We start from the raw sequence: 20,057 nt of genomic DNA on the forward strand, positions 1-20,057 counted from the left end.
GTGGGGCTGGGTCCTTCCATTTGGTTGAGGAACCACAGTCGTTGCTGGGCGAAGGACAGCGGCAGCCGGTCGGGTCGCTCGGTTGCCCGGTGCAGCGGTGAACGGGCGCGGCCGGCCCGGTCCATGAGGCGGGCCAGGTCTGCGACGGTGGGGTTGTCGAACACAGCGCGGATGTCCAGGTCCACGCCGAGAACCGACCGGACCCGGCTGACCAGGCGCGTCGCCAACAACGAGTGTCCGCCGAGGTCGAAGAAGTTGTCGTTGACGCCGACCCGGTCGACCCCGAGGACGTCGGTGAACAGCGCGCACAGGGCTGTTTCGGCGGGGGTGGAAGGCTCCCGGGCGGGTGCTGACGCGTACTCCGGTGCGGGAAGGGCACGGCGGTCGAGCTTGCCGTTGACCGACAGCGGGAGTGCATCGATGGTGACGATCGCGGTGGGGACCATGTAGGCGGGGAGTACCTGCGCGGCAGCCGCCCGCAGCTGGGCCGGCTCGGCTGGGTCGCCGGGGGTCGGAATGATGTAGCCGACGAGGCGGCGGTCGCCCGGGCGGTCCTCGCGAACCACGACCACGGCCCTGGCCACGCCCGGCTGCGCAGCCAGGACGGCCTCAATCTCGCCGAGCTCGATCCGGAATCCACGGATCTTCACCTGGTCGTCGACCCGACCGAGGTACTCCAGCTCCCCGTTCGGCCGCCAACGGGCGAGGTCACCGGTGCGGTACATCCGCTCACCGGACCCGAACGGACACGCCACGAACCGCTGCGCGGTCAGACCGGCCCGGCCCAGATAGCCCCGCGCCAAGCCTGGGCCAGCCAGGTACAACTCACCCGCCACCCCCGGCGGCACCACACCCAACCCCGCATCCAGCACATACGCCCGCACATTCCAGATCGGCCCACCGATCAACGGCGTGTCCAGCCCGGACAGCGGTCCGCTCATCGTGGCGCAGATCGTCGCCTCGGTCGGGCCGTAGGCGTTGAACATGCGCCGGTCTCCCGCCCAGGCCGCCGCGATCTCCGGCGGGCACGCCTCGCCGCCGACCAGGAGACACTCCAGCGCGGGCAGCTGCTCCGGTCGCGCCCCGGACAGCGCACTCGGCGACACCAGGGCATGGCTGATCCGCAGCTCCGACAGCGCCTCGGCGAGGACCTCGCCGGCCAACGGGCCCGCCGCGGGCAGCACGAGCGTCGCGCCCACCGGCAGCGACATCAGCAGCTCCATCACCGCCGCGTCGAAACTCAGCGACGCGAGCTGGCCGACCCGCGAGCTCGGCCCAATCGTGCACGTGTCGGCCAGGAACGCCGAGAAGCTCGCTAGACCCTGATGCGTGACCACCACACCTTTCGGCCGGCCCGTGGACCCGGACGTGTAGATCACATACGCCGCATGGGCGGGCTGTAGCGCCGCGATCCGCTCGTTGTCGGTGACGACTCCGCCGGGCAGCGAAGCCACCTGATCATTCACCCACGCATCGTCTACCTGGATCATGCCAACGGCCGCCGCGTGCGGCAGGGCCGCCCCGGTGGCACGGTCACCAATCAGCAGCTGAGGCTCGGCGTCGGCCAGCATGAACGCGATGCGGTTCGCCGGGTACGCGGGATCGATCGGCAGGTACGCCGCGCCGGCCTTCAGCACGGCCAGCACGGCCGCGACCATCTCCAGCGAGCGCGGCAGCGCCACCGCCACCAGCCGTTCCGGGCCCGCGCCGGCGCCGATGAGGTACCGGGCGAGGCGGTTGGAGCGGGCGTCGAGCTCGGCATAGGTCCAGGACGCAGTGCCGGAGGTGACGGCGACCGCATCCGGTGTGCGGGCCACCCGCGCGGCGAACAGGTCCGGCAACGTCGACGCAGGGACAGCGCGGGCCGTGTCGTTCCACCGGTTCGTGACCAGGTCCCGCTCCGCGGCGGTCATCGGCTCCATCTCACTCACCACGCTCGGCTCGGACGAGACTGTGCGGACTAGTCACGGCGACCTCACTTCTCTCGGCACGATCAAGCTGGCCAGGCGGCGTCGCGACGCCACGGCAGGCGACTGGAGCCCAGCGTGCCGGGCCGATTTGCCCCGTTGCACCTTTGCCGTTGCTGGCACCGGCCGGCGGCGGGCAGTGGCACACGCCGCTTCCCGCACCGCCCGCAGTGGATTCCCGGTCCGCACGGGCGAGGACGACCGGCGCGCAGGGGCCTGCCCAGAATCGCCACAGACCTCGAACGGAAGGCCGTCGTCGCAACGATGATCAGCAAACATGAGGAGCCAGTAAGCGCGCCGTTCGGTGCGGGGCACTGGGTCCGGCCCTGGTCGGTGATCCTGGCCGATGCCCCCGGGCCGTCAGTGGCGCGGCCGGCGGCGGATGGCGCATGGCAGGTGTTCGCCGCCTCGGACGACCCGATGGCCGCATCGCTGCGGCGGGCCCTGGAACGGGCCGGCGTCGGCGCCGGCGTCCTGGTCTGCCTGCCCCGTGACCGGGAGGACCAGGTCGAGCTCGCCCTGTCCGGCGCCCAGGCCGTGCTGGCCGGCGCGGCCGACCGGCGCTTCGTCCTGGTCGGAGGCGGTCCGGGCGCGGCCGCGGTGGCCAGGACGCTGCACCTGGAAGCGCCGCGCGTGCGCACCACCGTGGTCCACAGCGGCCGTGAGCCGCAGATCGCGGACCGGGTCGCCGCCGAGGTGGCCGCCACCACCACCTACAGCGAGGTGTACTACGACGCGTCCGGCGTGCGGCGGATACCGGTCCGGCGGATGCTACCCACCCGCGCGGGCGACCCGGCGGTGTATCCGCTCGGCCCCGGCGATGTGCTGCTGGCCGTCGGAGGCGGCGAGCGAGTCACCGCCGAGTGCGCGCTGGCGCTCGCCGGACGCAGCGAGTGCCGGCTGGGTCTGATCGGCCCCGGCGACCCCGCCGAGGATGCCGGACTGGCCGCCGACCTGGCCCGCCTGGCCGGCACCGGTCTGACGGTCCGGTACGCGCGAGCCGACGTGACCGACACCGCGCAGATGCGGCGCGCCGCCGCCGAACTGGCGCGAGACCTCGGCCCCGTTACCGCCGTACTGTACGGCGGCCGGCGTAGCGAACCCGCCGGAGTGGCCGCGCTGCGCATGGCGGACGTGCGTGACGCCGTCGCGGCCCGGACCGACGGTCTGCGGGGGATCCTCGCCGCGGTCGGTCCCGGACGGCTGCGACTGCTGGTCACCGTCGCCAGCGTTGCGGCGCGACCGGGGCTGGCCGACGCGGTCGCCGGCGAGTGGCTGGCCGAGCTGGCCGCCGACTACGCGGGCTGGTACCCGCACTGCCGCACGCTGTGTCTGCAATGGCCGGCCGCCGAGGCGTCGGAGCAGCCGGGCGTGCACATCCTGCACCGGCTGCTGTCGGACCCCGGGTGCCCGCACACGGTGGTCATCAGTGGCCGCACCGAGGGCGTCTCCACGGTTCGGTACGAGCGGCCGGAGACGCCGCCGCTGCGGTTCGTGTCGCGTCCGCTGCTGTGGTATCCGGGTGTGGAGCTGGTCGCCGAGGTTCGCCTCGATCCCGCGACCGACCTGTACCTGGCCGATCACCGGCTCGGCGACCGGATCCTCATGCCCGCGGTCCTCGGGATGGAGGCGATGGCGCAGGTGGCCGCCGCGCTGACCGGGCAGGATCGGGTGCCGGTACTGGAACGGGTGCGGTTCGTGCGGCCGATCGTGGTCCCGCCCGGCGGCGCGACCACGGTCCGGGTGGCCGCCCTCGCCAACGAGGACGACAGCGTCGACGTGGTCATCCACAGCGAAGAGACCGGCTACACCGCGTCACACTTCCGGGCTCGGCTTCGCTACGGCGACGACGTCGTCGCGCCGGGCGCACCGCGGATCCCTGACCGGCTGCCGGCGGTTCCGCTAGACCCCGCCGCCGAGCTGTACGGCAGCGTGCTGTTCCAGGGAGACCGGTTCCAGCGGTTGCGCCGGTGTCACCGGGTGACCGCCCGGCACGTGGACGCCGAGGTCATGCTCGTGCGCCGGCGGTGGTTCGCCGACCCGCTACCTGGGACGCTGCTGCTGGGTGACCCGGGGATGCGCGACGCCTTCATGCACGGCAACCAGCTCTGCGTCCCGGACGCCACGCTGCTGCCGACGTCGATCGACCGGCTGTACCCGGCGGGCCGCCGGCTACCGGGCTCCGGTGAGGTCCGCTACTGCGCGACCGAGCGGGCCCGGTCGGGGGACTCGTACATCTACGACATCGCCGTGCGCACCGCCGACGGGCAGGTGGTGGAGCGGTGGGAAGGGTTGCGGCTCGCCGCGGTGCGCAAGACCGACGCGCGTGGGCCGTGGGTGGCGCCGCTGCTCGGCCCGTATCTGGAGCGGATGTTGCACGAGCTGACCAGTGCCCGGCTCGCGGTCGTGGTCGAGCCGGACGGGCCCGGCGGCGACCGGGAGGGTGCGATGACCGCCGCGGCGCGTGCGCTGAGCCAGGCGGTTGCGCTCCGCCACCGCAGCGGCGGCCTTGCTGCCGACGGTGAGCAGACGGTCCGGGTGGCGCAGGGTGCCGCGCTGACCCTCTGCGTGGCGGGGCCGGACGTAGTCGGATGTGCCGTGGAGGCGGTGACGCGGCGGCCGCCGGACCCTCGGTACGCCGGCCTGCTCGCCGAGATCCGGTCGGACGCCGCGGAGGACGCCGAAATCGCGGCGGCCCGGGTTCGCGCGGCGGTCGCGTTGCTGGGCGGCAGCGGCGGTCCGGCGGCACCCCGACCGGTGTTGGTCTCCCGCCCTCGCCCTGGTTGGGTGCTCTTCGCCTCCGGCGACTGGTGGGTGGCGACGTTCGCCACCACGGTGCGTGGTGCGGACCGCGCGGCGGTGTTCGCCTTGCTGACGGAACGCCGACGCAAGTGAGCACGTTGGAATAATGAGAATGGGCGGCGACGATGCGCCCGCATGGGTGACAGGTGCCGTGCCTCGTGAACGGTGGCACCGCCTCCGCACGGCGCTGAGCGACACCGACCAACGGCTCCTGTTCGGCCGCGTGAGCACTGTGGAGGCCGCCGTACGCCGCGGACGTCGTCGTGGGCGGGCCGCGGGAACGTCCAGTTCGCGTTCCCTGCCGATGGGCGCGAATTACTCGCGGGTAATTGCAGCGTCAAGTTCACACGCTGTGGTCCGCCGCGGTGCAGGGCGCGTAGCGCTGCTGTCACCGGAGGTGGCGAGTTGGTCGGGCCGAGCGTGTGTTGGTCGCGGGCGTCGCGGTCCGTGGCCGTGCCACACAGAGCGGAGATGGCGCGGTGGCTACGCGCAGCGGCGTCAGGCGCCCTGCACGGCCACGCCGAAGCGGATCGTTACGTGATGCTCCTGCGCCAGCCGACGAAGTGCGGCCATGGCTGCGTCCAGCAGGATGCTGCGCACGACCGCGGCGGCGCGGTCGGCCCCGACGCCGTTCGCCGGCAGCAGGTCGAGCTCCTTGACGGCCTGGGTCTCGGCCGCGGCGGCGTAGTCGCCGAAGAACTCCACCCCGCACTCGCAGCCCAGTCTGCGCAAGGCGGCGACGACGGCGGTGAGTCGTTCGCGCGCGGGAGTCTGCCTCCCGATGTGCCAGCCGAGGTCGTCGAGGAACGCGTCCACGTCGGACTGGGCTCCGGGCAGGTGTTCGGTGCCGGCGGCTCGAGCCGCTTCCGGTGTCGAGCAGGCCTGGTCGACCAGCTCGTAGAGCTGGGACAGCGGTCGCTGGCTGTCTTCGATGGCGGTCAGCAACTGCCGGACCGTGGTCAGTTCCAGCTGGCCGATCTGGGTGAGCGCCCTAATAAGTTCCAGGCGCCGCAGGTGCACCTCGCCGTAGATGGCCTGGTTGCGGCCTGTCGGGGTGCCCGGGGGCAGCAATCCCTCACGCAGGTAGAATTTGATGGTTGCAATCGATACGCCGGCCTGCCTGCTGATGTCCGAAATGCGCATGAAACACCCCCGCTGTAAGCATACGACGTCGGGCACCGTGGCGGTGGGCACGGCGGCGCGTCGTCGCGGTCTGCACGTGGTCCCTTCGCTCACGCCGACATTATCGGCGAGGTCGTGGCATGAAGTCATCAGCCCTTTGTTGTTCGGTTTGATTGTCCAGGCTCTGGCTCTTGGGCGGCATTTGCGCCCGTTCGCTTCCGTGCCTGCCGTTCGGGTCGAGCAGGTTCAGAACGGTGTGTGGCGGCTTCCGAGGGTTGTCTCATTCTGTCTTGTGGCACTTACTCGCCACTATCCGACACCATGTCGCCCGAGTGGCGACGCCCTGGACGGATTCGTCTAAATTCCTGACTGTCAATTTCTCGCGGATGCTTCAGGCGGCCTGTTGCCGGCCGGACGACGCCGTCTCCGGGTTTCCGTGGGTCTCCTCGGCGAGGCGGGCCATGGCCAGCTTTCGCGCGTCGGTCAAGGCCAGCAGGGACGGTGGGTCGATGGAGCGGACCGGCTTGAGCTGGAGGCTGGTGTGGATCACGGTGGCCGACGAGATCTTGAGCGGGCCCTGGGCGGCCACACATACCCGCGGGTTGTCCGGGTCCAGCGTGGCGTGCAGGTCGTCGTCCGCGATCGACTGGGCCAGCAGAAACCAGGTGCCCTCAGGGACGGCGTCGAGGCGGTACGAACCCGGCCGGGTGAGGACCGTGCAGCGCACCGGACGGCCTTCCAGTACGCGGTCGGGGAACAGGCCGAGGAAGATCATTTCGTTGTGGTGCGTACCGGGCAGGCCGGCCCAGCCGGAGACGCGGGCCCGCGACGGCATGGCCGGCTGCGGATGTGTCGCGATCTGCGGCGCGTGGCCCCGCAGGCGGCGGTAGGCCGTCGGGGGCATGCCGACACTGCGGCTGAACCGGGAGCTGAACGTGCCGACGCTGTTGTAACCGACCTTGACGCTGATGTCGACCACGCTCAACGACGTGGACGCCAGTAGACGCTTGGCCTGCTGCAGCCGTAGCACGGACAGGAAGCGCCCCGGCGAGATGCCGGTGATCCGCTGGAACACCCGGGTGAAGTGGAACTTGCTGAACATGGCCGCCCTCGCCAGGTCGTCTACGGTCAGCCGCTCACCGAGGTTCCTATGCATCATGGCGATGGCCCGCCGCACTGCAGTTTCGACCGATTGTTCCATAACGCCCCCCTGAACCTAAGAACACGATTGAACGAACTCAATGAAGGCGAAGTTGCGTACGTCGACTCGGGAAATCCGCTTCCTCCGACGATTCTTGGACTGCATTGTTCGGGCGCTTTCGTCGACCCGACTACGATGTCGGCGATGTTCCGGCCCCCCGGTTCGCCGGTGATCGACTGGCGCTGAGACTACGTCAAGCATCTGTGCCTGACAACACCCGGTCCGGCATCACTAAACGGCGACCATAAATAGCTGCGTCACGCAAAGTAACGTCGGTTAATTGGTAATCATCGCCATCTTATGTAGATAGTGCGAATGTCCAATCTCCGCTTCCGGGTGGGGGTGTCGAGTGGCGCCGGCCCCGCTGGCCAGCCACCCAGCGGGGAGCGGACGACCTAGGCACCTTCGAAGTAGACAGATCTGCCGCCGTTGCGTACGTTGGTCGAAGATCTTCGGACGTCGCACCACGCAAGGGATGGACTGTTCTCGGATGCGGTCAGGATGTATGGATGGCAATTCTTTAGGCCTCCGTGCGGGGGTCTGTTTGATTGGCTTTCACGAATTGGCTTGGGATGAAAGAATGGCGTGGACCTTGAATGCGCCACGTCCTCTTCGGTCCAGGCCGCGGTCTGCGCCGGGTGGCCGTTCATTGGACACGTGCGCTCGCGCAGCTCGCCCGACCGGCCCGCGAGGCCGTGGCCGCGAACCGGACGGGGCGCGCGAGCGAGGCCGGTAAAGCGAGGCCGTTGCCGTGACCAGGGTCGCCACAGTCGATATGTCCGGCCGCTGCTCACCCCACCCGCACGCGTCTCGTCTCCCTGCGCGCACGCCAAAGATCTACTAAAAGGGGTCAATCGGGTGTTCAACCGAGTCGCCATCGTCAACCGTGGTGAGGCTGCCATGCGGCTCATCCACGCAGTCCGAGAGTTGGCCGCGGAGACCGGCGTCCCGATCGAGACTGTCGCCCTGTACACCGACGTCGACCGCACCGCGACCTTCGTGCGTGCGGCCGACATCGCCTACGATCTCGGTCCGGCGTCCGCCCGTCCGTACCTCGACCTGGTGGCGCTGGAGCGTGCGCTGACGGAGACGGGGGCCGACGCCGCGTGGGTCGGCTGGGGTTTCGTCGCTGAGGATCCGGCGTTCGCCGAGCTGTGCGAGAAGATCGGGGTCGCCTTCGTCGGGCCGAGTCCGGAGGCCATGCGCCAGCTCGGCGACAAGATCGGCGCGAAGCTGATCGCCGAGGAGGTCGGTGTGCCGGTCGCGCCGTGGAGCCGTGGCGCCGTCGCGACCGTCGATGCCGCCCGGGCGGCGGCGGCCGAGATCGGCTACCCGCTGATGCTGAAGGCGACCGCCGGCGGTGGCGGGCGCGGTATCCGCGTGATCAGGAACGCCGACGAGCTCGTCGACGCGTACGAGCGCACCAGTCAGGAGGCGGCGCGGGCATTCGGCAGCGGCATCGTGTTCCTGGAGCGCCTGGTCACCGGGGCCCGGCACGTCGAGGTCCAGGTGATCGCCGACGGGCAGGGCACCGCGTGGGCGCTCGGTGTCCGTGACTGCTCGGTGCAGCGCCGCAACCAGAAGGTCATCGAGGAGTCGGCGTCACCGGTGCTCAGCCCGGCGCAGGCGGCCGAGCTCAAGGCGTCGGCCGAGCGGCTGGCCCTGGCGGTCGGCTACCGGGGCGCGGCCACCGTCGAGTTCCTGTATCACCCCGGCGATCAGGTGTTCGCGTTCCTCGAGGTCAACACCCGCCTGCAGGTCGAGCACCCGATCACCGAGCTGACCACCGGGTTCGATCTTGTCAAGGCGCAGCTGCACGTCGCCTCCGGTGGGCGACTTGACGGCGAGCCGCCAGCGGAACGCGGGCACGCCATCGAGGCCCGACTGAACGCCGAGGACCCCGACCGCGACTTCACGCCGTCGCCGGGTCGGATCGCGCGGCTGGACCTGCCCAGCGGCCCGGGGATCCGGGTGGACACCGGCGTCAGCGAGGGTGACACCATCCCGGCCCACTTCGACTCGATGATCGCGAAGATCATCGCGTACGGCCGTGACCGCGACGAGGCGCTCGGCAAGCTGCGCCGGGCGATGGCGAACACCACGGTGATCATCGAGGGTGGGGCGACGAACAAGAGCTTCGTGCTCGACCTGCTCGACCAGCCCGAGGTGATCGACGCCAGCGCGGACACCGGCTGGATCGACCGCGTGCGAGGCGAGGGCAGGCTCGTCGCGTACCGGCACTCCGCGGTCGCTCTGGTCGCCGCCGCCATCGAGGCGTACGAAGAGGAGGAGCGCGTCGAGCGGCAGCGGCTGCTGTCGACGGCGTCCGGTGGGCGTCCGCAGGTACAGCACCGCAGCGGCCGGCCGCTCGACCTCAAACTGCGCGGCGTCACCTACCGGATGCGCGTGGCCCGGGTGGGGGCGCACCGGTTCCGCGTCGGCATCGAAGCGGGCTCGGCCGTACGCACCGCCGACGTCGAACTCGACCGCTTCGACCAGCATATCGGCCACATCGTCGTCAACGGCTCCCGGTACCGCCTGCTCACCGGCACCCACGGGCCCACCCACCTGGTCGAGGTGGACGGGGTGACGCACCGGGTCAGCCGCGACGAGGGCGGCGTTCTGCGTTCCCCCATGCCCGCGCTGGTCGTCGCCACGCCGCTGGAGGTCGGCGACGCGGTTGAGGCGGACGCGCCGGTGCTGGTGCTCGAAGCCATGAAGATGGAGACGGTGCTGCGGGCGCCGTTCCGGGCGCGGCTCAAGGAGTGCTCCGTCTCGGTGGGCAACCAGGTGGAGGCCGGTGCGCCGCTGCTGCGGCTGGAGCCGCTCACCGACGGGGCTGCCGAGACCGTGAGCGGCCCGGGCGCCGTCGCCGTCGAGCTGGACCTTCCCGCCGCGCCGGAGGACGTTCTGGCGACCCGGCGCAGCCGGCGCGGCCAGGAGGACCTGCGCGGCCTGCTGCTCGGCTTCGACGTCGACCCGCACGACGACCGTCGGGTGCTCGACGACTACCTCACCGCGCGGCGGGCGGCCACCGAGGACGGCCACCGGCCCCTGGCCGAGGAGCTCGACCTGGTCACCGTGTTCGCTGACCTCACCGAGCTGAGCCGCAACCGGCCGACCGGCGAGGACGGCGACGGCCACGTCTACAGCGCCCGCGAGTACTTCCACACGTACCTGCAGAGTCTCGACACCGAACGGGCCGGCTTGCCCGCCCCGTTCCAGGCCAGGCTCGCCAAGGCGCTCGGGCATTACGGGGTCACCGACCTGCAGCGCTCTCCCGCCCTCGAGGCCGCCGTGTTCCGGATCTTCCTCGCCCAGCAACGGGCGTCCGCCGACGCCACGGTCGTCGCGACGCTGTTGCGCGCCTGGCTGCGGGAGTCGCCGCCGGACGAGACGCTGCGCGAGCCCGCCGGCCTCGCGCTGGAGCGGCTGGTCGCCGCGACGCAGGTCCGCTTCCCGGTGGTCGCCGACCTGGCCCGCGGCGTGGTGTTCGCCTGGTTCGCCCAGCCGCTGCTGCGCCGCAACCGCGCCCGCGTCTACGCCCAGGTCCGCAGCCACCTTCGCCACCTCGACGCGCACCCGGACGCGCCGGACCGCGCCGAGCGCATCGCGGAGATGGTACGCAGCACCGAGCCGCTGGTCCGGCTGCTCGGTCAGCGGCTCGTGCGCGACCACCTCGACAACACGGTCATGCTGGAGGTGCTGACCCGGCGGTACTACGGCAACAAGGCCCTCACCGGCGTGCGTGCCCGCGAGGTCGCCGGCTGCCGGTTCGTGGTCGCCGAGCACGTGGACTCCAGCGTGGTCTCCACCGCGGTAAGCTTCGGCGCGCTGGGCAGCGCGCTGCGCGGACTCGTCGAGCTGGCCGGCGACGGCGACGCCGTCGACGCCGACATCTACCTCGGCTGGGAGGACCAGCCGGAGAACTTCGACGCGATGGTCGCCGCGCTGCTCGAGGTCCTCTCCGCGCACCCCCTGCTGCGGGTCCGCCGGCTCACCGCCACCGTCGCGGGTCGCGGCGGCGCGGTGATGCACCACCATTTCACCTTCCGCCCGTCGGGCACGGGAATGACCGAGGACCGGCTGATCCGCGGCCTGCACCCGTACATCGCGCAGCGGATGCAACTGGAGCGGTTGCACAAGTTCGACCTGACCCGACTGTCGTCGTCCGACGAGGAGGTCTACCTCTTCCAGTGCGTGGCGAGGGAGAACCCGTCCGACCAGCGCCTCGTCGCGTTCGCCCAGGTGCGGGACCTGACCGAGCTGCGCGAGCAGGACGGCCGGCTGGTCGCGCTGCCGACCACCGAGGACGCCGTCGCCGCCTGCCTAGACTCGATCCGCCGCGCCCAGTCGCGGCGACCGTCGAAGACGCGCTTCACCACGAATCGCATCGTGATCTACGTCTGGCCGCCCAGCGAGCTCACCCGCGAGGAGATGGAGATGATCGCCGGGCGGGTGCGCCCGACGACCGCCGGCGCCGGGCTGGAGGAGATCCTGTTCATCGCGCGGCAGCGCGACCGCCGAACCGGCGAGTTGACCAAGATCGCGGTACGGATCTGCTTCGACGCAGCGGGCGGCGCCGCCCTGACCGTGGGCGAACCGCCGGTCGAGCCGGTCGAGCCGCTCGACGACTACCGGCTGAAGGTGCTGCGGGCGAGCAGCCGCAACACGGTGTACCCGTACGAGCTGACCGGCCTGCTCGGCGACTTCGCCGAGCACGACCTCGACGAGCACCACGCGCTGGTGCCGGTGGACCGGCCGAAGGGGCGCAACAGCGCCGCCATCGTCGCCGGGACGCTCACCACGCCGACCACCCGGCATCCGCAGGGTGTCACCCGGGTCGTGCTGCTCGGCGACCCGACGAAGTCGTTGGGCGCCCTGTCGGAGCCGGAGTGCCGGCGCGTCATCGCCGCGCTTGACCTGGCGGAGCGGACGCGGATGCCGCTGGAGTGGTGGGCGCTGTCCGCCGGGGCCCGGATCTCCATGACCTCGGGCACCGAGAACATGGACTGGGTGGCCGCGGCGCTCAAGCGGATCGTCGAGTTCACCCAGGCCGGTGGTGAGATCAACATCGTCGTCGCGGGCATCAACGTGGGCGCGCAGCCCTACTGGAACGCCGAAGCGACGATGCTCATGCACACCCGGGGCGTCCTGGTGATGACGCCGGACTCGGCGATGGTGCTTACCGGCAAGCAGTCGCTCGACTTCTCCGGCGGGGTGTCCGCCGAGGACAACTTCGGCATCGGCGGCTACGACCGGGTGATGGGACCGAACGGGCAGGCGCAGTACTGGGCGCCGAATCTGCCGGGTGCGCGGGACGTGCTGATGGCGCACTACGACCACACGTACGTCGCGCCGGGCGAGCAGGCGCCGCGGCGGGCCAGCACCATCGACCCCGTGGACCGCGACGTCTCCACCTTTCCGCACGACGTGCCGGGCAGCCCCTTCCGCACCGTCGGCGAGATCTTCTCCGCCGAGGCCAACCCGGAACGCAAGAAACCGTTCGACATCCGGACCGTGATGTGGGCGCTGTCCGACCAGGACCACCCGGTGCTGGAGCGCTGGGCGGGCATGGTCGACGCGGAGACTGCGGTGGTCCAGGACGTACACCTCGGCGGCATCCCCGTGTGCCTGCTCGGCATCGAGTCACGAGCCGTGCCGCGGCGCGGCTTCCCGCCCACCGACGGGCCGGACACCTACACGGCGGGCACGTTGTTCCCCCGCTCGTCGAAGAAGGCCGCGCGGGCGATCAACGCGGCCAGCGGCAACCGGCCGCTGGTGGTGCTGGCGAACCTGTCCGGCTTCGACGGCTCACCGGAGTCGATGCGCAAGCTGCAGTTGGAGTACGGCGCCGAGATCGGCCGGGCCATCGTGAACTTCCGCGGGCCCATCGTCTTCTGCGTGATCTCGCGGTATCACGGCGGCGCGTTCGTGGTGTTCTCCAAGGCGTTGAACCCGAACATGACCGTCCTGGCGTTGGAAGGCTCGTACGCCTCGGTGCTCGGCGGCGCCCCCGCCGCCGCGGTGGTGTTCTCCGCCGACGTCAACGCCCGCACGGCGGCCGACCCCCGGGTGCGGGACCTGGAGGCCCGCGCCGCGGGCGCGACCGGCACCGCACGTGCTGCGTTGACCGCGGAACTCGACGAGCTGCGCGCCTCGGTGCGCGCGGAGAAGCTCGGCGAGGTCGCCGCGGAATTCGACCGCGTGCACAGCATCCAGCGCGCGGTCGAGGTCGGCTCGGTGGACGCCGTCGTCCGCGCCGCCGAGCTGCGGCCGCGCATCATCGACGCCATCGAGTCGCGCCTGCCGTAGAGGAGCGAGCGAGCGGGCGGGCCGCGCTGAGGCGGCCCGCGCGTACCGCCCGGGAGCGGGCCGGCTGGCCGCGTGCCGGTTCGTCCGGGATCGACGCGACGTATCCGGTCACGAACCGGCCGCTCCTACGATCACCACACCCGCAGCAGACCACCTCGCCGGCACCCACCGGCGTCGCTGAGCCAGGGAGTGAAGGTCGCGAAGACCTGACCGAGGTGCACGAAGAGACTCGCCAGCCGGGAGCGGACGGGCCGGCGCACAGCCGCGCCGGCGCGCCTCGCTCTCGTCCGCACAGGCACGACTCTGGCTGCTCCAGCCCTCGGAAGACCTCGACACCTACCCCGGGACCGACGCGCCGGCCACCATCCAACCAGCGACTACACCCTCAACTGTGAAGAGCCGACATTTTTGACCACGAAGCACTACCGGTCCTCCCCGGTACGTCACGGGCTCGTCGGGGTCCGCTATCTCCTCCCAGGGTCGGACCGCGGCCGTAGGATCTGCGAGTGAACGGCTTGCATGGCGCAGATCATCAAACTGCGGGATCCGTGACCGAGTGGGCGCGACTGTTCGTCAGCTACTGCCAGTACGAGGTGTCAACGGCGCCGGGCGCGTCCCGCGTGGACATCTACACCCTCGGCGACGGCTTGCTGCACGTCGGCGGGCCGAATCAGTTCACCGGCTTCTGCGGCATACACACCGGCTGGATCGAGGCGCGCGTCCGTGTCCTGCCCGGGCCTCCCACGGGAGTCGACGTCGGCTGGGACGCGATCAGTGAGGTGACCCTCTTCAGTCCCAGCGGCCGGCTGTCGGTCGTCGGGCTGATGGGCGGCACTGCGGAGGCGCTCACCGACGTCGCTGTTCCGCGCGGGTTGATCCGGGTGCGGGTGCACGCGCGCGACCGCCTGCACGAGACCGTACGCACCGACGACGACCCGCCCGAGCGGCACGAGCTGCACATCTGGGCGGTGTCCGAGGAGACGCCATGGCGCACCGTGCTGGCCGACCCGGGGGCCGCGACTGGGAGCAGAAACCGGCGAAGGCCGCCGAGGAGGCGATGCTGTCACTGGTACCGCGTCCGTCCAACCGTCCGGCCATCCTTGGGCCGCTGCCCCCGACCCGTACGAGGATGATGCGGCCTGTCCCGGGTGGCGGTGGTCCACTACCGGCCCGCGCCGGTCGAGGTTCCGGGGGAGTGCTGCCCGCCGGCGACCTGGAGGTCCGGCTGGAGAGAGTCGACAGCGAGACTTCCCTGTAGTCGTGGGCCACCGCCGACGAGCCGATCTTCCCTCATCCGCTGACCACGCTGCCGGACGACGAGCCGAGTACTACGGCTGACGTCCGGCCCCGGCGGCTTCACGCTGCGGCACGAGGGGGTGCTGGGCCGGCACGCCTTCGCCCTCGGCCTGATCTGGGACCATCTGCTCGACGCCGCCGTGAACCTCCGATTCACACCGGTAGCACTCAAGGTCGGCCTGCACCTCGACGATGCGCTGCAGGCAGCGGTGCGAGGCTTCGTCGACCCGAGCTGGAATCCTGTAGCAGAACCAGAACCAGAACCAGAACCAGGGCCAGTGGCAGGCGAAGATCGAGGCGCGGGCGGAGTTGAACCTGCCACGTCGACAGGGAGCGGGGGCGGGTAACTTCGCGTCCTCGGAAACAGCACCTGCGCACCCTCACCGAAGCGGAGCAGAAGCGCAGTGTCGCCGAATGGGACGAGCTAAGCCCAGCGCCGACCGCCTGCAGCAGGCGCATTTGCGACCAGGCGCCCCCGAGGAGCAGGTGCCCGAAAACCTGAAAGCAAGGCCTCGCCAAGGTCATCCGTCGTGTCGGCGCAACCGCGTTCCGAACCAGGGGTCGCCGGGCGATGAGCAGCACAGAAGGTGTACGGCCTTGTACGGATAAACGAGATCGCCTTCCCTCAACGATCGCCGAACCGGTCTCCTGTCCATGCCGGCCTGCCGGCGGGGTTACCCCCGGCAACCGACACCCGCTGCACGTCCCGTCTACCAAGGAGTCGGCATGACGTCCCTACGGAAAGTGACCCGGCTACTCATCCATCCCCTCATCGCACTGGCGGTCGTCTTCTCCGCATCGGTCCTCCTGCCAACGCCGGCCCAAGCCGCGACGCTACCTGGGGTGAACATTCAGCCTCCATTCTCGGGCTGGTGGGACCGCTACGGGGTCGCGGGGGCGAGCTACCATCACCGGCCGTACGGAGGCGACTGGGCCGTCGACATGTACCGCGCACCTGGCGAAACGGTGAACACCCGCGCATGGCCTGTATCCCAGCAGGGCGCCGTGTCGTACCGCATCGCCGACGTCAGGCTGGCGTGCAGAAGCGGCGTCTACGCCGACGGCGGCTACGTGGTCACGGTCGAGTTCCACTACGGCGGCCACAATGTTGGTTGGGCGAAGTACGCACACCTGGCCAACGTGCAGGTTGGGGCCGGTCAATGGGTGTCACACGGTGCCGTCCTCGGGTATACCGACCGTTTCCGGTACAGCTCTTGCTACAACGTCTCGAATAATGACGGCGTGCACGTTCACTTCGAGGCCTACAGCAACAGCAACTACGCCTGCTACATCAACCGTCCGGCGGGGGCGTGGGTGGATTACTGGGGCGTTATCGGTCGTATAGGCAGTGGCTACGCCTATGGCTTTGGGAAGCCGTGCCCGTAACCCTGTACGGCGTCGAACCATCGGCGAGGGCTCCCTGCTGCGGGAGCCCTCGCGTTCGCACAGTTGGCAAGTTGATCCGCCCGGCGGAGGGGTTCAGCAGGCGGGGCTGTACGGCACGCCCGGCACGTACTGGGCCCACTCCTCGACGGTCACCGGGGCACCGAGTGTGGCGCACATACCGGCGGTGAGCCGCGTTGGGTCGGTCTCCCAGATCCGGGCTGTGGCGTCGGCGCTGCCGGCGGCGATCGTGTGGCCGTCCGGGCTGAAGGCGACCACGTAGAATGCCTCGTCGGTGTGGCCCAGGCTGGCCACCACGGCCGGCCGTTGCGGGTCGCGGACGTCCCAGAGCCAGACGGTGCCGTCGGTGGACGCGGCGGCGATCGTCGCGCCGTCCGGGCTGAAGGTCACCCAGTACGCGTAGCTGGTGGGTCCTAGCAGCGGCCGCGGTAGCGGCCGCGGGTGCCCGGTGTTGTCGAGTGCCCAGAGCCGGACGGTCTTGTCGGCGCCGCCGACGGCGAGGATCCGGCCGTCCGGGCTGAACGCGACGCTGTACGCGTATCCGGTGGAGCCATGCAGGGGTGCGCCGAGCTGGCGGGGCGCGGCGGGCGTGGTGACGTCGAAAAGTCGGACGCGTCCCTCGGTGTCGGCGGTGGCCAGCACGGGAAGCCGTGGATGGAAGGCCGCCGACAGCACCATGGCGCCGTCGCCGCGGATCGTGGCCGCCGGATGCGGGTTGTCGGGGCGGGTGACGTCCCACAGGTAGGTGTTGCCGTCATCGCCGGCGGCGGCGAGCAGAGAGCCGTCGCGGGCGAACGCAATGGTCTCGATCAGCGCCGCGGCGCCGACTAGCGGCGGCCCGACACGAATCGGGCGGTCAGGCCGGGCGACGTCCCAGAGTTCCACGTCTCCGGACCGGCTGCCGACGGCGAGGAGACGGCCATCAGGGCGGAAGGCTGCCGTGCCTGCGTACCCGTCGGCGCTTCCTGGGCGGCGGATAGGGGCGGTCAGGGGTGTCGGTCGCCGTGGGTCCTCGACGCGCCAGAGCTGGATCGTCTCGTCGCGGCTGGCCGTCACCATAACGCCGCCGTTAGGGCTGAAAGCGGTGGCGAAGATGGATCCGGTCGCTTCGGCCAGCAGCGGCCCGGGTCGTGCCCACTGTCGGACGAACCCGTCGGTGCTGCTGCTCACGAGCGTCTCGCCACGTGCGCCGAAGGCGAGCGCGGTTATCGGGGCAGGGTGCGGCAGCGTCTGAATCACCCGTCGGGTTGCGAGTTTGACGACGGTGAGGTTCTTGTCCGACGAGCCGATGGCGAGGCTGTTCCCGTCCGGGCTGAACGCGATCGCGTTGACCCAGCTCGACGGCCCGGTGATCGGGGCGCCATGCAGGACCGGTCGGGGACCCCGCAAGTCCCACAGGCGCACACTGTTGTCGCCGCTACCGCTGGCCAGCAGCGCCCCGTTCGGGCTGAAGGCGAGGGCCAGCACCTTGCCGTCGTGTCCCCGGAGGGTGCCCGCCGCGGTGGGGCGCCGTCGGTCGGCAAGCGCCCACAGGTGCACGGTGCGGTCGGCGCTGCCGGCGGCGAGCAGCCGTCCGTCAGGGCTGAAGGCAACGGCCTGCACCGCGTCGCCCGGCCCGGCCAACGACGGTGCGGGGGTGTGGACACGCGACCCGTCAGACGTCCACAGCCACACGTTCCGGTCGGCGCTGCCGGCGGCGAGGACGCGACCGTCCGGGCTGAATGCGAGGGAGTAGACGGTCGAGGTAGGACCGGTGAGCGCCGCAAGTCGGTGTGGGCTGGCCTGGTCGTCGAGGCGCCATAGGTGGATTTGCTTGTCCGTGCCAGCGGCGGCGAGCAGCCTGCCGTCGGGGCTGAACGTGACGGCGAACAGGGATTCGTTCGGGCCGGCGAGAGGTTCGCCCACCGCTGCGGGCGTGGGTGTGGCGGTGGCGTCCCACAGTCGGACGCGACCGTCCGTACCAGCAGCGGCGAAGAGACGCCTGTCGGAGCTGAATGTCACCGCCTGCGCGGCGCCCGTGATTCCCGCCAGCCGGGTGACGGTCGGGGTCGCTGCCGCGTCGAGCAGGCTGGAGCGTGCCTCCACGGTCGGGGCGACGCGGTACGCGGCCAAGGCCAGGTGCCGGGCGAGGGCGGTGTCCCGGTTACGGAGCCAGTCGGCGCGGCTGGCCAGCAGCCGCGAGTAGGCCTCGTTGCGTTGCGCCACCGCCGCTCGGCGCTGGCTAGTCGCGTCCGAGCGCTGCTGGAAGGCGTAGCCGGCCAGGACGCACGAGACCAGGACGAGCGCGGTGAGTGCTGCAACCGTCTGGTAGAGACGGCGGGTTCGGCGGCGGACGTGCCGGATGCTGTGCTCGAGGAATTCCCGCTCCAGCGGCGAGACCTCCTCGGGGTGATCGTCTGCCCACTCCTGCGCGGCCGCGAGGCGGGTGCCTGCGTACAGACCCGCAGGGTCGCGCTGCTCCGCCCGCCACCCGGTCGCGGCTGCCGCCACCTGTTGTCGCAGCACCAGCCCCGCCCGGTCGCCGGCCAGCCAGTCGCGCAGCGCCGGCCAGGCGGTCAACAGCGCCTCGTGACTTATCTGGACAGTGCCCGTCTCGGCCGTGACGAGCCGCTGGGTGATGAAGAGGTCGAGTACCTGTTGGGCCTCGGCGGCTTCCGCGCCGAAGGCTTCGAGCAGGTCGGCGATGCGCACCACCCGCCGAGTGTCTGGCGTGTCGACCCCGACATGGACAAGTCGAACGAGAAGACGCCGCGCGATCCGCTGTTGCGCCGGGGTGAGCGAGTCGTATGCGCTTCCGGCGGTCGCGGCGACCGCCCCCTGCACGCGCCCGACCTTGCGGTACCCGAGGAAGGTGAGCCGCCTGCCCTGGTCGTGCCGCCACGTCGCAAACAGCGCGTGCGACAGCAGCGGGAGGACGCCCGCCTCCACCTGTTCCGGTCTTGCCGCCGCCACCGCGAGATCGGCGAGCAACAGCTCGATCAAGCCATCTTCGATCTCTACTCCGGCGCTGCGGGCCGGCTCGACGATGACTGACCGCAGCTCTGCAGGCGTGAGCGGGCCGACCGTGACCTGGCGACGCTGGGCCGCATCCAGCAGGGGCGGAAAGCTCAACGCGTGCGCGTAGAAATCGGCGCGTAAGCCGAGCACGACCACCGCACCGACCGGCACCGCGGGGAGGGCCGCGAGCTCGTCGATGAAGTCAGCCGCCTCTTGGTGGGGCAGTGCCGTGAACAACTCCTCCGCCTGATCGACGACGAGCAGGGCGGGCCCGCAGGCGGATCGGATGCGGGTAGCTCGGACTTCTAGCTCCGCCTGCGGGTCGGTGCCTGGTGTCATCAGCTCCACCGTCCAGCCGCCCGGGTCGGCGGCCGCATGGTCGGCGTGCCCGTCGGAGTTGTCCGCCGTACTCTGCAGCGCCGCGATCAGGCCGGCTCGGAGCAGGGACGACTTGCCGGAGCCCGACGCGCCAACGACCAGAAGCAGGCCGCCGCCCGCCGCCTGCAGGCCGATGACCGCCTCGACGAGGCTGGCGGTGAGCCCGTCGCGTCCGAAGAACCAGCGGGCATCGTCCGGCTGGAACGGCGCCAGTCCTCGGTACGGGTCGAGGCCTTGCGGGCGTGGTCCGGGGCTGCGGCGTACGCGACGCCAGGCCTCCAGCCACCCGTCGATCTCCGTAGGAGGGACCTGGCACACCGTGAGAACCTTCAGGAACAAGTCCTGTGACGCCAACGACGGCAGACCCCGCCCGGCGAACCAATCGCCGATCGTGCTGCTCGCGCTGTGGCCGCCCGCCTTCGCCGCCACCTGCCGCACGGTCAGCCCGGCGAGCTCGCGTTGTGCCGTGAGCGCCGCCGCGAACTCCGCGCGTCCGTTGATCCGGGCGAGATCGGAAAGATCGTTTGATCGAACGGAATCCGTCACCGTTCACCTCACGCGTCAACACGGAAAGT

The 20,057-nt window shown here is 70.8% G+C and carries 8 protein-coding genes; 4 read left to right on the forward strand and 4 right to left on the reverse strand.

The features are described from left to right. Positions 1–1,922: non-ribosomal peptide synthetase (locus tag AC5L3Z_RS28775; protein ID WP_494846422.1), on the reverse strand; the 1,922-nt coding region annotated here is incomplete at its 3' end. A gap of 465 nt (positions 1,923–2,387) precedes the next feature. Between AC5L3Z_RS28775 and AC5L3Z_RS28780 the strand changes: the two genes are divergently transcribed. After that, entirely contained in the window at positions 2,388–4,862 is a 2,475-nt protein-coding gene (locus AC5L3Z_RS28780; RefSeq protein ID WP_494846424.1) for a polyketide synthase dehydratase domain-containing protein, read from the forward strand. Between the two features lie 405 nt (positions 4,863–5,267). Here the strand turns inward: AC5L3Z_RS28780 and AC5L3Z_RS28785 are convergent, their stop codons facing one another. Further along, positions 5,268–5,912: a MerR family transcriptional regulator gene (locus AC5L3Z_RS28785; RefSeq protein WP_494846425.1), complete on the reverse strand. Its 645-nt coding sequence runs from the start codon at positions 5,910–5,912 to the stop codon at positions 5,268–5,270. Between the two features lie 370 nt (positions 5,913–6,282). Continuing rightward, entirely contained in the window at positions 6,283–7,092 is an 810-nt protein-coding gene (locus AC5L3Z_RS28790) for a helix-turn-helix domain-containing protein (RefSeq protein ID WP_494846427.1), read from the reverse strand. An 858-nt stretch (positions 7,093–7,950) separates the two neighbouring features. Here AC5L3Z_RS28790 and AC5L3Z_RS28795 point away from each other — a divergent pair. From AC5L3Z_RS28795 to AC5L3Z_RS28805, 3 genes are all read left to right on the forward strand, one after another. Further along, the gene (locus AC5L3Z_RS28795) at positions 7,951–13,407 is read left to right on the forward strand and encodes an ATP-binding protein (protein WP_494846429.1); all 5,457 of its coding nucleotides are present in this window, start codon (positions 7,951–7,953) and stop codon (positions 13,405–13,407) included. Between the two features lie 548 nt (positions 13,408–13,955). Then, entirely contained in the window at positions 13,956–14,540 is a 585-nt protein-coding gene (locus AC5L3Z_RS28800) for a hypothetical protein (protein WP_494846431.1), read from the forward strand. Positions 14,541–15,429: 889 nt separating this feature from the next. Further along, entirely contained in the window at positions 15,430–16,089 is a 660-nt protein-coding gene (locus tag AC5L3Z_RS28805; protein ID WP_494846432.1) for a M23 family metallopeptidase, read from the forward strand. A 93-nt stretch (positions 16,090–16,182) separates the two neighbouring features. Here AC5L3Z_RS28805 and AC5L3Z_RS28810 read toward each other — a convergent pair whose 3' ends face one another. Then, the gene (locus AC5L3Z_RS28810; protein ID WP_494846434.1) at positions 16,183–20,028 is read right to left on the reverse strand and encodes an nSTAND1 domain-containing NTPase; all 3,846 of its coding nucleotides are present in this window, start codon (positions 20,026–20,028) and stop codon (positions 16,183–16,185) included. Positions 20,029–20,057 lie beyond the last annotated feature (29 nt).

The sequence above is a fragment of the Micromonospora sp. LZ37 genome (genome assembly GCF_059359015.1).

What these genes read in the sequence shown, in the direction of transcription:
- AC5L3Z_RS28805 (WP_494846432.1), top strand. Translation starts at nt 15,430, where the DNA reads ATGACGTCCCTACGGAAAGTGACCCGGCTACTCATCCATCCCCTCATC.
- AC5L3Z_RS28785 (WP_494846425.1), bottom strand. Translation starts at nt 5,912, where the DNA reads ATGCGCATTTCGGACATCAGCAGGCAGGCCGGCGTATCGATTGCAACC.
- AC5L3Z_RS28790 (WP_494846427.1), bottom strand. Translation starts at nt 7,092, where the DNA reads ATGGAACAATCGGTCGAAACTGCAGTGCGGCGGGCCATCGCCATGATG.
- AC5L3Z_RS28780 (WP_494846424.1), top strand. Translation starts at nt 2,388, where the DNA reads ATGGCCGCATCGCTGCGGCGGGCCCTGGAACGGGCCGGCGTCGGCGCC.